This window comes from Acetatifactor aquisgranensis, assembly GCF_943193215.1.
Lineage (GTDB): Bacteria > Bacillota > Clostridia > Lachnospirales > Lachnospiraceae > Acetatifactor > Acetatifactor aquisgranensis.
The window spans coordinates 17,817-31,954 of the sequence record NZ_CALPDH010000033.1 but is presented as its reverse complement, the minus strand read 5'-3'; the positions used below and the strand labels follow the sequence as shown (position 1 = coordinate 31,954).

12 protein-coding genes are annotated in these 14,138 nt (G+C 53.3%); 11 read left to right on the top strand and 1 reads right to left on the bottom strand.

Features of this window, described 5'->3' with window-relative positions:
- The first annotated feature begins 109 nt into the window (after positions 1–109).
- Positions 110–2,209, top strand: coding sequence for an ATP-dependent helicase (locus NFS35_RS22735; protein ID WP_251209352.1), 2,100 nt, complete (start codon positions 110–112; stop codon positions 2,207–2,209).
- Here the strand turns inward: NFS35_RS22735 and NFS35_RS22730 are convergent.
- Positions 2,113–2,433: a DUF1292 domain-containing protein gene (locus NFS35_RS22730; protein WP_251209351.1), complete on the bottom strand. Its 321-nt coding sequence runs from the start codon at positions 2,431–2,433 to the stop codon at positions 2,113–2,115. The two genes, NFS35_RS22735 and NFS35_RS22730, sit on opposite strands and share 97 nt — an antisense overlap.
- Positions 2,434–2,596: 163 nt before the next feature.
- Between NFS35_RS22730 and NFS35_RS22725 the strand changes: the two genes are divergently transcribed.
- The 10 genes from NFS35_RS22725 (at position 2,597) to ilvB (ending at position 14,138) form a co-directional block, all read left to right on the top strand.
- Positions 2,597–4,477: an alpha-amylase family glycosyl hydrolase gene (locus NFS35_RS22725; RefSeq protein WP_251209350.1), complete on the top strand. Its 1,881-nt coding sequence runs from the start codon at positions 2,597–2,599 to the stop codon at positions 4,475–4,477.
- Between the two features lie 112 nt (positions 4,478–4,589).
- Positions 4,590–4,868 carry a hypothetical protein gene (locus NFS35_RS22720; RefSeq protein WP_251209349.1) on the top strand — a complete coding sequence of 93 codons (279 nt, stop codon included), beginning with the start codon at positions 4,590–4,592 and terminating at the stop codon, positions 4,866–4,868.
- 239 nt (positions 4,869–5,107) lie between these two features.
- A complete protein-coding gene (locus tag NFS35_RS22715; protein WP_251209348.1) occupies positions 5,108–6,157 on the top strand; it encodes a lactonase family protein in 1,050 nt (349 codons plus the stop codon).
- 65 nt (positions 6,158–6,222) lie between these two features.
- Positions 6,223–7,374, top strand: a complete 1,152-nt coding sequence (aroC, locus tag NFS35_RS22710) for a chorismate synthase (RefSeq protein WP_251209347.1) — start codon at positions 6,223–6,225, stop codon at positions 7,372–7,374.
- A gap of 26 nt (positions 7,375–7,400) precedes the next feature.
- Positions 7,401–8,537, top strand: coding sequence for a tRNA guanosine(34) transglycosylase Tgt (tgt, locus tag NFS35_RS22705; protein ID WP_251209346.1), 1,137 nt, complete (start codon positions 7,401–7,403; stop codon positions 8,535–8,537).
- Between the two features lie 111 nt (positions 8,538–8,648).
- Positions 8,649–8,969: a preprotein translocase subunit YajC gene (gene yajC, locus NFS35_RS22700; protein ID WP_251209345.1), complete on the top strand. Its 321-nt coding sequence runs from the start codon at positions 8,649–8,651 to the stop codon at positions 8,967–8,969.
- A gap of 177 nt (positions 8,970–9,146) precedes the next feature.
- Positions 9,147–10,232 (top strand): 3-isopropylmalate dehydrogenase, encoded by a 1,086-nt coding sequence (gene leuB / locus NFS35_RS22695; protein ID WP_251209344.1) that lies wholly within the window; start codon positions 9,147–9,149, stop codon positions 10,230–10,232.
- On the top strand, positions 10,233–10,583 hold the full coding sequence (locus NFS35_RS22690) for a MazG nucleotide pyrophosphohydrolase domain-containing protein (RefSeq protein ID WP_251209343.1): 351 nt from the start codon (positions 10,233–10,235) through the stop codon (positions 10,581–10,583).
- Positions 10,580–12,247, top strand: coding sequence for a dihydroxy-acid dehydratase (ilvD, locus tag NFS35_RS22685; RefSeq protein ID WP_251209342.1), 1,668 nt, complete (start codon positions 10,580–10,582; stop codon positions 12,245–12,247). Before NFS35_RS22690 ends, ilvD begins: the two co-directional genes overlap by 4 nt.
- 208 nt (positions 12,248–12,455) lie before the next feature.
- On the top strand, positions 12,456–14,138 hold the full coding sequence (ilvB, locus tag NFS35_RS22680) for a biosynthetic-type acetolactate synthase large subunit (protein WP_251209341.1): 1,683 nt from the start codon (positions 12,456–12,458) through the stop codon (positions 14,136–14,138).

Genomic DNA, 14,138 nt, shown 5'->3' with positions numbered 1-14,138 from the left:
AGGCTCGTCAATCAATCATTGTCGGTATTTCGACAGATTTTCAGGTAAAATTGGATTCAGGGCATTTTAAGGCTATATCTATGCACGGATCCGGAAAAAGGAGGGAATCATGAATCTTGCAAACGCAAACGAAGCACAGAAAAACGCAATCATGCACCTGAGGGGCCCGTGCCTGGTTCTGGCGGGGCCGGGAAGCGGGAAGACCTACACCATCACGAACCGTATCCTGTATCTGCTGGAACAGGGAGTCCTGCCGGAGCGGATACTGGTAATCACTTTCATGAAAGAGGCGGCTCTGTCCATGCAGAACCGGTTCCGGGAAATGGCGGCTTCCGCCAGTCAGAATACCGCCAGAGGCCCGTCGTTCTATCCGGTCAATTTCGGAACCTTTCATTCCATCTTTTACCACATTCTGAGAGAGTCAAAAGCTCTCAAATCAAACGAACTGCTGAAGAATTCGGAAAAGAAAAATCTTATCATTCCCATACTAAAGACATATGAGAGCAGACAGGAGGACAGGGGCGATAGAGCATACGCCCCGGGCGATAGAACATACGCCCCGGGCGATAGAGCATACGCCCCGGGTGAGGCAAAGCAGGAACCGAATGCCTTGAACGAAGACGCGGCCCGGATTCTGTCCGCTATCGGATACTACAAGAACACCATGCAGATGACTGCTGCAGCCGCCAAGGCACCGACAAAATGGCAGCAGGATTTCGAGGCTGTCTGCAGGGAATATGAGCAGGCGGTGAAAAGGACAGGCCGTCTGGATTTTGACGATATGCTGTACAACTGCAAGCAGCTCCTGCAGGAGAATGACACAGTCAGAGCCTACTGGCAGAACCGTTTCCAGTATATTCTGATTGATGAGTTCCAGGACATCAATCCTGTGCAGTATGAGGCGGTGAAACTGCTGTCCGCCAGCCCCTACAATATCTTTGCGGTGGGTGACGACGATCAGGCCATATATGGCTTCCGCGGCTCCCAGCCGGAATGCCTGAAGCGCTTCCAGGCGGAATTCGGGGCCAGGCAGCTGCTCCTGGACATGAACTACAGGAGCAAGCCGGAAATCGTTCAGGCCTCACTTGCGGTCATCGAGGAGAACAAAGACAGGTTCTTAAAGCAGCTGCGGGCAGCGGCCCCACCGGGCAATCCGGACGGCACGGCGCCTGTGGACGTTCACGGCTTTCCGGACAGAGAGGGACAGTACGGCCATCTGCTGCGGGGGATCGCCGATGGGCTGCAGACAGGGGAAAGCTGCGCGGTATTGTTCCGGACCAATTCCTATATGCAGGGCTTTGCTGCCAGACTGAAAGCCGCCGGTATCCCCTATGAGATGAAAGAGGGCGCTGCCAGTATCTATGACCATTTCATTGCAAAGGACATCATGGCCTATCTGTGGCTGGCAGGGGAAAAGGGGGCCAGGGAACATATGCTGCAGGTCATGAACAAGCCCTCCCGCTATATCAGCCGGGAAGCGGTAGGCCCGGGGCAGGCGGACTTTAAGAAGATGCGGGAGTACTACGATAAGGCCCAGCTGCCGGAGCAGCACAGAAGAGAGGCGAAAGACAGGCTGTTCTGCCTTGAAAGACAGCTGATGAGCGTCAGGGGCAGGCCTTTAAGGCTGACAGTGAGCTATATCCTGAAAGGGATAGGCTATGAGCGATACTTAAAGGAACTTTCCAGGAGAGAGCCGGAGAAATGGGAGGAATGGCAGGAGCTGCTGGAATGGCTGAAAGAGGATGCTGCATCCTATAAAGATGTGGAGGAGTGGGCGGCCTTTCAGGCGGAGTATGCCAAAAGTTTGGAGCAGGAGAAAGAGGCGGCGGGCAAGAATCCCAAAGGCCCTCGGAAAGAGAGCCGGGACGGAAAACGGGCCGTCCAGCTTCTGACCGTCCATGGAGCCAAGGGTCTTGAATACGACAGAGTGTGGATTCCTGACTGCAATGAGAAAATCTTCCCCCACGGCACCATGCCAGAGGAAAGCGCGGTGGAAGAGGAGCGCAGGATATTCTACGTAGCCATGACCAGGGCGAAAAAGAACCTGGAGCTTTCCTATCTTACCGGTACAAAGGAACGCCCCAGGCAGCCGTCCAGATTCCTGAATCCGCTTTATTCGCCGTCCGTCAGTTCGTCAAATTCGCAGCTGTCGAGATATTCGTCAAAGGCATCCGCCACGGCGTCGTATTCGTCGTCGTCCTCGATATAGTCAAGGACAGGCTCCTCATCGGGGTCATCGGGATTCTCGCTGTAGCGGTAGAACCAGACCTCTCCGTCCTCGTTTTCACCGTTCTCGTCTATGGGGAGCAGCACGATATAATCTTTGTTCGCCACTGTCAGAATGGTAATCACGGCACAGTTGACTACAGAACCGTCATCCAGCTCCAGCTCAACAGTCATCTCTTCATCATCATAGTCATTTTTCTTTCCCATGGGAAAACCTCCTCTAAGCTTGATACCGCTTATTATACCCGACTTACTTCCATAGCGCAAGCAAAAAGGATAAGCTGTAGAAAGTTCATTTTTGACTTTCTATTATTCTGATAATGTGATATACTGGAAATACTTATCTTAAATGGAATATGGAGGGGAAGCGATGACTAAAAATTTTTCGCATAAGCAGCCGTACCCTTTAGGCGCCCACTTAGAGGGCGGTGGAGTTCGTTTTTCCTTTGTGTCCAGGGCAGAATCCTGCGGAATCCTGTTGTATGACAGGCAGACAGGCAGACTGTCGGAAAAAATCCCCTTTGCCAGGGAAGACAGAATCGGTAATGTCTATTGCAGGGCAATAGGAGATATAGACACGAAAGCGCGCACATATCTGTTCTATGAGGATGAGTGCCTGGTTCCTGATATAAGAGGGCGCGTGTTCCCGAAACGGGTTCCCTATGGGAAAGAGCGCACCGCAGAAGACATGAAAGCCGGCTTCCTGGCGGAGGACTTTGACTGGGAAGAGGATTGTTTTCCGCGGATTCCTTATCATCTATCGATTGCGTACTGTCTGCATGTAAGGGGATTTACGAAGCATGCCTCCTCCGGGGTAGAACACAAAGGCACTTTCGCCGGAATCATGGAAAAAATCCCTTATCTGAAAGAAATAGGCATCACAACCCTTGAACTGCAGCCGGCATATGAATTCACGGAAATTCCCCTGAAAGAGGAATGTCTGCGGAAAAATCCCCAGAATCTGATTTACGCCATGGCTGCCGGCGAAACGGATAGGCCCGCCGTGAAAAAGCTGAATTACTGGGGCTATAAAAAAGGTTATTATTATGCGCCGAAAGCTGCCTATGCCGCATCCGACGACGCTGCCGGGGAGTTCAGGGAGCTGGTGAAAGCGCTTCATAGAAACGGGATGGAGCTGGTGATGCAGTTCTACTTCCCGAAAGAAATAAAGAACAGTGAAATTCTTGATATCCTGTGTTTTTGGGTGCTGGAGTACCATGTGGACGGTTTTCATCTGTTGGGAGAGGATTTGCCCATGGACATGCTGGCAGGAGACGACGTGCTGGCAGATACGAAACTGTGGTATTACGGCTTCAATACGGACAATATTTACGAATGGAATGAGCATCCGAAGTATCCCCATCTGGCCGAATACAATGACGCATGGTATATAGACATGCGGAAATTTTTGAAAGGCGATGGGAATATGCTGGGCGCTGTGCTTTATCATATGCGCCATATTCCTCAGAAAGCGGGAGCCATTCATTATCTGAGCAATTATTTCGGCTTTACCCTGGCGGATCTTGTGTCCTATGACTACAAACATAATGAAGCGAATGGGGAGGAGAACCGGGACGGCAGCGACTACAACTGCAGCTGGAACTGCGGCGATGAAGGAGCCACCCGCAGGCGCAGCATACGTGCCTTGCGTCTGAAGCAGATGAAGAATGCCATGTGCCTGATTCTGCTTTCCCAGTCCACACCGCTGATTTTTATGGGAGACGAATTCGGAAATTCCCAGAAAGGGAACAACAATCCTTACTGCCAGGACAATACAGTGACATGGCTGGACTGGAGAGGAATCGAACGATATGCCGGGCTGCATGCTTTCTGGAAGATGCTTGTGGGCTTCAGGCAGCGCAATCCTATCCTGCGGCCCGAAAAAGAACTTCGCCTGATGGATACTCTGTGCTGCGGTTATCCTGATATGTCCTATCATGGAAAGTACGCATGGAGGCCTGAGACAGAGGGGTATTACAGACATGCGGGCATCATGCTTTGCGGAAAATATGCCCCGGCCAGTAAGGATGCTGACGGCGATTTCCTGTATATTGCCATGAATATGCACTGGGAGAACCGCAGCCTGGCATTGCCGAAGCTCCCCAAAGGCATGAAGTGGGAACTTGCCTTTTCCACTGAGCCGGAGAGCCTGCGGAAAGAAGATGCGGACGAGCAGAGTGATACTCTTCTGCGGCAGGTGCCGCCCAGAAGCATCGCCATGTATGTGGCAAAAGACGCGGGGAAAAATTGAACTTGCACCATTTGACGAAAATTTCATATGATACCATAAACATATCATATGGAGAGATTTATGAATTGTATCTTTTTATTGCTGCTGCTTAGCTGCTGCGGCGGCTGGGGAAATGGCTGCTGCGGGGACAGCTGTCGCGGAAACGGCTGCTGCAGGAATGACGACCGGGGAAATGGCTGCGGCTGCAGGGAGACCGGACGCGGGAACAGGATGGATGGCTGTTGTGACGGAAGGGACCGCGCGGACAGAGGATGCGGTGACAGAGACCATGAATCCAGGCATTCCGAGCCTTGCTGCCGCGAACAGGAAAGGCCTTGCCCTGAGCCTGAACCCTGCGGCTGTGCCCGGGAGGAAAGGGCGTGCGATTGCGACGGTCCCTCTTCAGGCATAATCCCGCCGCCCTGGCAGGAATATCCCAGATTCCCCCGCAGGGATAATGGGGAAAACTGTGAATCGTAGAAATATCTGCGGTATAGAGCAGTAGGATATGTGAGCGGAAACAGCGGTCCCATAGAGCTGGCTCCATGAAGTTTGACTCCATGGAGCCGCTGTTTTTTTGGAAAAACTATTTAAAACTAAAAGAGACTATGATATAATGGGCATATCCACTACGGAATGGAGGGGTTTTTCATGGAAAAAGAAAAGTATGTGGCATATGTCTCTACATATACGCGCGGAGACAAAAATGGAATAAAAATATACGATGTGGATATAGAGAAAGGGCGCTTCATAGAGAAGGACAAAGTGGAGATTACCAATTCCTCTTATGTGACCATCTCCCACAATGCGAAATATCTGTACTCCATCACGGATTTCGGTGTGGAGTCCTATCTGATACTGAAGGACGGCAGCCTGGAATTCATCAATTTCGCGCCCATCAACGGTATGCGCGGGTGCTATCTCTCCACGGACTATACGGACAGATATCTGTTCGTGGCAGGCTATCACGACGGGAAACTGACCGTGCTGAAACTGAATGACGATGGGGCCGTAGGCGATATTACTGATGAAATCTATCATAAAGGCCTGGGCATCATTGCTGAGCGCAATTCAAGGCCCCATATCAACTGCGCCCGTATGACCCATGACAATAAATATCTGCTGGTGGCGGATCAGGGCATGGATCATGTGAATGTATACCGCTTTGACGCTACGCTGGGCAAGGTACAGCTGGCGGATATCGTCCACAGCGAGCTGGATGCCAACCCCAGGCATATCAAGATTTCCAGGGACGGGCATTACATTTATATCGTAAACGAGTTCAAGTGCACTATCGATGTGTTTTCCTATGAGGAAAAGAAAGGACAGCCTATCTTTGAGAAGCTTCAGACAGTGTCTACCTGTGAGCAGGAGATGGGCAGTTTTAACGCGGCCAGTGCGCTGACTTTTTCCGATGACCACAAATATCTGATCAGCAGCAACGCCGGAGCCAATTCCGTGGTGATGTTTGAGGTGGATGAAGCCACGGGGCATCTCCGCGAGATTTTTGAGCTGCCTGTGGGCGGAGAGTATCCCAAGGACGCCAGTCTGTTCCCCGACAATAAATTCCTCGTATCCCTGAACCATGAGTCCAATACCATGACGTTCTTCCATGTGGATGTGGAAAAAGGGACGATGATCATGAACGGGCCGCCTGTCAAGGTGGATGTGCCGAACTGCATTACATTCCACAGACTGTAATATTTCATGGGTTGCTGGAGGCAGCAGCCCATTTTTCATGACGACAGAAAGGATAGAGGACAGAGATGGCCGGATCTGCATATGGCACTATTTTTAAGATTACGACATGGGGGGAGTCCCATGGAAAGGCTCTGGGCGTGGTGATTGACGGCTGTCCGGCGGGACTGCCTTTGGTGGAGAGCGATGTCCAGCGTTATCTGGACAGGCGCAAGCCGGGCTCCAGCAGCATTACCACCCAGCGGAAAGAGGCTGACGCGGTGGAAATCCTCTCCGGCGTGTTCGAGGGCAGGACTACCGGGACACCGATTTCCATGATGGTGCGCAATACTTCCCAGATTTCCAGAGATTACAGCGAGATAGCCTCCTACTACCGCCCGGGACATGCGGACTATACCTTTGATGAGAAATATGGTTTCCGGGACTATCGGGGCGGCGGGCGTTCCTCCGGCCGGGAGACCGTGGGGCGCGTGGCGGCAGGAGCCGTGGCTTGTAAGATTCTGGAAAGGCTGGGCGTGCGCGTGTGGGCCTACACCCGCTCCATAGGCCCCATAGAAGCGGACATGAGCAGATTCGACAGGGAGGTGAGCCTGCAGACTGCTACGGCCATGCCGGAGAGAGAAGCGGACGCCGCCGCTGTGGAATATCTGGAGAAAGCCAAGCAGAAGACGGATTCCGTGGGAGGCTGCATGGAATGTATCGTGCAGGGACTGCCAGCGGGAATCGGCGATCCGGTCTTTGAAAAGCTGGATGCCAATCTGGCAAAAGCCATCATGTCCATCGGCGCGGTGAAAGCTGTTGAAATCGGCGACGGGGTAAAAGTGGCGGAGCGCTGCGGGAGCGAGAATAATGATGCTTTCCGTATGGAAGACGGGAACGTAGTAAAAAAGACCAACCATGCCGGCGGCATTCTGGGGGGCATCAGTGACGGAGATACTGTGGTAATCCGGGCTTATGTGAAGCCCACTGCCTCCATTTTCCTCGGCCAGCAGACGGTGAACCAGTCCCATGAGGAGATAGAAGTCCATATCAAGGGACGGCATGACCCGATTATCGTACCCAGAGCCGTGGTAGTCATGGAGAGTATGACGGCGCTGACGGTGCTGGATGCCATGCTGCTGAACCTGTCCGCGCGGCTGGACCGGGTGGAGGACTTCTACAGTCGGATTAACAAAAACACCGCTGTGCAAAGCACCGCAGCGCAGAGACCTATAGAATAAGGATTAAAGTTGAGGAGGACAGACAGATGTATCGCATCCTAAAAAAGGAAGGAAGAGCGAAGCGGGGGGTGCTGGAGACGGTCCATGGCGCCATTCAGACCCCTGTGTTCATGAACGTGGGCACCGCGGCTGCCATCAAGGGGGCCGTGGCCGCATCCGATTTGGAACAGATAGGGACGCAGGTGGAGCTTTCCAATACCTATCATCTGCATGTACGGCCCGGAGACAAGGTGGTGAAGCGGCTGGGCGGGCTGCATAAGTTCATGTCCTGGGACAAGCCCATCCTGACGGATTCGGGGGGCTTTCAGGTATTCTCCCTGGCGGGGCTGCGCAAGATTAAAGAAGAGGGAGTATATTTTCATTCTCATGTAGACGGGAAAAAGATTTTCATGGGGCCGGAGGAGAGCATGCAGATTCAGTCCAATCTGGCCTCCACCATCGCCATGGCTTTCGACGAGTGCGCGCCCAGCAAGGCGGACAGAGAGTACGTACAGGCCTCTGTGGAGCGCACTGCCAGATGGCTGGAGCGCTGCAAGAAAGAGATGGACAGGCTGAATGGCCTGGAGGATACTATCAATCCTAAGCAGCTGCTCTTCGGCATCAATCAGGGCGCGGTTTACCCGGATATCCGCATAGAGCATGCGAAACGGATATCGGAGCTGAATCTGGACGGCTATGCGGTGGGCGGGCTGGCTGTGGGGGAGACCCATGAGGAGATGTACCATATTCTGGACGAGGTGGTGCCGTTTTTGCCGGTGGATAAGCCTACTTATCTGATGGGAGTGGGCACGCCTGCCAATATTTTAGAGGGTGTGGAGCGAGGGGTGGATTTCTTCGACTGCGTATACCCTACGAGGAACGGCAGGCATGGACATCTCTATACCAACCATGGGAAGATCAACCTGTTCAACGCGAAGTATGAGCTGGATGACCGTCCTATTGAAGAGGGCTGCGGCTGTCCGGCCTGCCGGAGGTATTCCAGGGCTTATATCCGGCATCTGCTGAAAGCGAAAGAGATGCTGGGCATGCGGCTCTGTGTGCTGCATAATCTGTATTTTTATAATACGATGATGACAGAGATACGGAATGCGCTGGATGAGGGGCGGTTTGCGGCTTATAAGAGGGAGAAGCTGGAGGGGATGGCGGCACCCTGGCTGGAATAGCAGGAATAAAATTTGCTCAGCCCCTTGACCGATTGGTATTTTTTGTGTATTATACTTATTTAGACAAGCTACGAACGTCTGGCAGTGGGCGGATGTTAGAATGGAGGAAAGATGGGTATATTGTTGACAGAAGCTGATGCGGCGGCAGGAGGAGGAGTCGGTTTGATAAGCATGCTCCTTATGTATGCTGTGGTCATTGGTGCGATGTGGTTCTTTTTGATGCGTCCCCAGAACAAGGAGAAGAAGAGAGTGGCTGCCATGCTGGCGGCACTGGAGATTGGGGATGTGGTTTTGACCACATCAGGTTTTTACGGCGTTGTAATCGATATGAGAGATGACATGGTCATCGTGGAATTCGGCAGCAACAAGAATTGCCGTATCCCGATGGAAAAGTCCGCAATCAGCCGCGTGGAGAAAGCCGGAGAGAACTGAATGTTATCCGATTGATTCATTTTAGGCTTTTTGTGAAAAGAATGAGGGAATCAGGTCTGTGCCCAGGCGGCATAGGCCTGTTTTTTTGAAGAAGTGATTGATTCTTTATAATATTTTGTTGATATTTATGCCTGAATCAGTTATGATAAAAAGAAATGCTTTGAAAGGAAAAGGAAGATGGAATTACATATAACATGCATTCCCGGCGACGGAATCGGGCCGGAGATTATAAGAGAAGCTAAAAAGGTTCTGGAAAAGGTTGCTGCGGTATATGGACATAAGATGATTTTTGAGGACATTCTCATGGGAGGCGCGTCCATCGACGTGCATGGGGTTCCCCTGACGGAGGAGGCCATTGCCAAGGCAAAGGCGGCAGATGCGGTGCTGATGGGCTCCATCGGCGGCGACACTACGAAATCCCCCTGGTACAAGCTGCCGCCCAATCTGCGTCCCGAGGCGGGGCTTCTGGCTATCCGGAAAGCGTTGAATCTGTTCGCGAACCTGCGCCCCGCAGTGCTTTATGACGAGCTGGCAGGAGCATGTCCCCTGAAAGAAGAAATCAGCAAAGCGGGCTTCGACATGCTGATTATGCGGGAACTGACAGGCGGCCTGTATTTCGGCGAGCGCAGGACTGTTGAGGAGAATGGAGTGCGTAAGGCCATCGATACCCTGACCTATGACGAGAATGAAATCCGCCGCATCGCCATCAAAGGCTTTGACATCGCCATGAAGCGGCGGAAGAAAGTGACCAGCGTGGACAAGGCCAATGTATTGGATTCCTCCAGGCTGTGGAGGAAAGTGGTGGAGGAAGTGGCCGCGGATTACCCGGAGGTGAAGCTGGAGCATATGCTGGTGGACAACTGTGCCATGCAGCTTGTGAAAGACCCGGCTCAGTTCGATGTCATTCTTACCGAAAATATGTTCGGAGACATCCTGTCCGATGAAGCCAGCATGGTCACAGGTTCCATCGGCATGCTGGCCAGCGCCAGCTTAAACGACAGCAAATTTGGCCTCTACGAGCCCAGTCACGGCTCCGCGCCGGATATTGCGGGGCAGGACATCGCGAATCCTATCGCTACGGTTCTGAGCGCCGCCATGATGCTGCGCTACAGCTTCGACCTGGACAAGGAGGCGGATGCGATTGAGCAGGCCGTGAAGCAGGTGCTGAAGGACGGATACCGCACGGGAGACATCTATTCTGAAGGCTGTACAAAAGTGGGCTGCAGCGAGATGGGCAGCTTGCTGGAGGGGAGGATAAGATAGATGCAGGATACTGTTGAAAGGCACATGAGAAGATATGGATTATCTGGCAATGCGGAGATACGCTATATCGACCTGGTCAGCGAAGTGGGTGAGCTTGGCAAGGAGATTCTGAAAACAGTTGACTACGGCAAAAAGAGCGTTATTTCCGGACGACATGAATATAGTGATAATGCGAAGATGGAAATGGGAGACTGCATTTTTGCCCTTTTGGCATTGTGCTGTGGGATGAGGATAGATGCCAGAGAAGCATTGGAGACTGCCTTGGCGAAATATGATGAGCGTTTTTCAACAGGAGGCGGAATAAGTTCGGAAATCATAGATGAAATACCAAATCAGGAGGGACTAACATGAGGAGTGACGCAGTAAAGACGGGCGCCGCGCAGGCGCCCCACAGAAGCTTATTCAACGCGCTGGGCTACACAGAGGAGGAGAGGCAGCGCCCTTTAATCGGCATTGTCTGTTCCTACAATGAGATCGTGCCCGGCCATATGAACCTTGACAAAATCGCGGAGGCCGTGAAGATGGGCGTGGCCATGGCGGGCGGCACTCCCATCATGTTTCCTGCCATCGCGGTGTGCGACGGCATCGCCATGGGACATGTGGGCATGAAGTATTCTCTGGTGACCAGGGATCTGATAGCGGACAGCACGGAGTGTATGGCATTGGCCCACGGCTTCGACGGGCTGGTGTGCATCCCCAACTGCGACAAGAACGTGCCCGGACTCCTGATGGCAGCGGCCCGTGTAAATATCCCCACCATCTTCGTGTCAGGCGGCCCCATGATGGCAGGGCGCGTCCACGGTCAGAAGAAGAGCCTGTCCTCCATGTTCGAGGCCGTAGGCAGCGTGGCGGCGGGCACCATGACTATGGAGGAGCTTTGCGAGTATGAGGAGAAGGTCTGCCCTACCTGCGGCTCCTGCTCCGGCATGTATACGGCTAATTCCATGAACTGTCTGACGGAAGCCATCGGTATGGGACTGAAGGGCAACGGTACCGTTCCGGCGGTTTATTCTGAGCGTATCCGTCTGGCAAAGCATGCCGGCATGAAGATTATGGAGCTGGTTGAGAAAGATATAAAACCCCGTGATATCATGACGGAAGAAGCCTTTCTGAATGCCCTTACTGTGGACATGGCCCTGGGATGTTCCACCAATTCCATGCTGCATCTTCCTGCCATTGCCAGAGAAGCGGGAGTGGATCTGAACCTGGATATCGCCAACGAACTGTCTGCAAAGACCCCGAACCTGTGCCATCTGGCCCCGGCAGGCCCTACCTACATGGAAGATTTGAACGAAGCGGGCGGCGTCTACGCGGTGATGAACGAACTGACGAAGAAAAATCTGCTGAATCTCGACTGCATGACCGTAAACGGCACGTCCATCGGCGAAAACATCAAAAACTGCAGGAATCTGAATCCGGAAGTCATCCGTCCAGTGGAGAATCCCTATTCCGAAACCGGCGGAATCGCTATCCTGAAAGGCAATTTGGCTCCTGACAGCGGCGTGGTGAAGCGCTCTGCGGTAGTGCCCGAGATGCTGGTGCACCAGGGCCCTGCGAGAGTGTTCGACTGCGAGGAGGATGCCATCGATGCCATCAAGGGCGGCAAAATCGTGGCCGGAGATGTGGTGGTCATCCGCTACGAGGGACCCAAGGGCGGCCCCGGCATGCGCGAGATGCTGAATCCCACTTCTGCCATCGCGGGCATGGGGCTGGGTTCTTCCGTAGCGCTGATTACGGACGGACGCTTCTCAGGCGCGTCCAGAGGCGCCTCCATAGGCCATGTATCTCCCGAGGCGGCGGTGGGAGGCCCTATCGCGCTGGTGGAAGAGGGCGATATCATCAGCATCAATATCCCGGAGAACAGGCTGGACATTCTGGTAGACGATGAAGTCCTCGCGCAGAGGCGTGCAAAGTGGCAGCCCAGAGAACCCAAAGTCACCACAGGATACCTGACCAGATACCGTGAGATGGTCACCAGCGGCAACCGCGGCGCAGTCCTGGAAATCCAGAAATAAGGACAGTGCAGGCGGAAAAAGGACGTGGGCATCGCAGATTTTCGGAATGTGGGATGCGGCTTATAGATGTGAAATAACAGCGCCGTCCCAGCAGCGGCTGCAAAACTGCGGGCGAAAAGCAGCCGGGAATTCTGTGCAAAGACTGGCGACGTGAGGATATGGGCGGAACGAATTATCGTAGTCGGCAACTGAATAGGAGGAACCAGGAATGCAACTGACAGGATCGGAAATTGTAGTGGAATGCCTGAAGGAACAGGGCGTGGATACCGTCTTTGGATACCCGGGAGGCACCATCCTGAACATATATGACACCCTGTATAAACACAGCGATGAAATCAGGCATATATTGACATCCCATGAACAGGGAGCGGCCCATGCGGCGGACGGATACGCCAGGGCTACGGGAAAGGTGGGCGTGTGCATGGCCACCAGCGGTCCCGGCGCCACGAATCTTGTGACAGGAATCGCCACGGCTTATATGGATTCCGTGCCCGTGGTGGCGATTACGGCCAATGTGACGCTTCCCATGCTGGGGAAGGACAGCTTCCAGGAGGTGGACATCGCAGGCGTGACCATGCCTATTACAAAACATGGTTATATCGTCAAAAACGTGGAAGAACTGGCGGATACCATAAGGCGGGCATTCACCATCGCGAGAAGCGGTCGTCCCGGCCCTGTGTTGGTGGACATCACCAAGGATGTGACTGCCGCTGTCTGCGAATACACTCCAAAGCCTGTGGAGGAGAAGCGCAAGGTATATCGCTATACGGAAGAGGAGATGAATCAGGTAGTGGAATATATCCAATCTGCCCAAAAGCCCTATATCTATCTGGGCGGCGGAGCGGTCATTTCCGAGGCCTGTGACGAGGTGGCGGCTTTTGCGGAGCTGATAGACGCCCCCGTGTGCGATACGCTGATGGGAAAAGGCGCCTTTGACGGCCGCAGCCCCCGCTATACCGGCATGATAGGCATGCATGGCACAAAGACCTCCAACCTGGGAGTCAGCCAGTGCGATCTGCTGATTGCCCTGGGAGCCAGATTCTCTGACCGTGTCATCGGCAATCCAAAGAAATTCGCGGAGAATGCCAGGATTGTCCATATCGACATCGATGCGGCGGAAATCAACAAGAATATCCGCGCGGATGCCAGTCTGGTAGGGGATTTAAGGACGGTGCTCCAGGAGCTGAACAAGTGCCTGACGAAGCAGGAGCATGGCGAGTGGATGAGGATGATCGCTGATTTGAAAACGAAATATCCGCTAAAATATGACGATTCCCAGTTATCCTGCCCCTATGTGATAGAGACTATAGACAAGGTCACAAAAGGGGAGGCCTTGATTACCACGGACGTGGGACAGCACCAGATGTGGGCGGCCCAGTATTATCGCTACACGAAGCCCCGCACTTTCCTGTCTTCAGGAGGCCTGGGAACCATGGGATATGGCCTTGGGGCCTGTATCGGCGCGCAGCTGGGACAGCCGGACAAGATATGCGTCAATATCGCCGGAGACGGATGTTTCCGTATGAATATGAATGAGCTGGCTACGGCAAGCCGTTATAATATTCCCATTATCCAGGTGGTCATCAACAACCATGTGCTGGGCATGGTGCGGCAGTGGCAGACCCTGTTCTATGGGAAGCGTTATTCACAGACGGTATTGAGCGACAAGGTGGACTTCTGCAAGGTGGCGGAGGGACTGGGATGCGAAGCTATCCGGGTGACTGCGAAAGAAGAGGTACAGCCTGCCATAGAGAAGGCTATTGCTCTGAAAGCGCCGGTTCTGATTGAGTGCATCATACCGGAGGACGACAAGGTATTCCCTATGGTTCCGGCAGGAGCGCCTCTTGTAGAGGTATTTGACGGAGATGATCTGAAAGCAAAAAGCGAATGA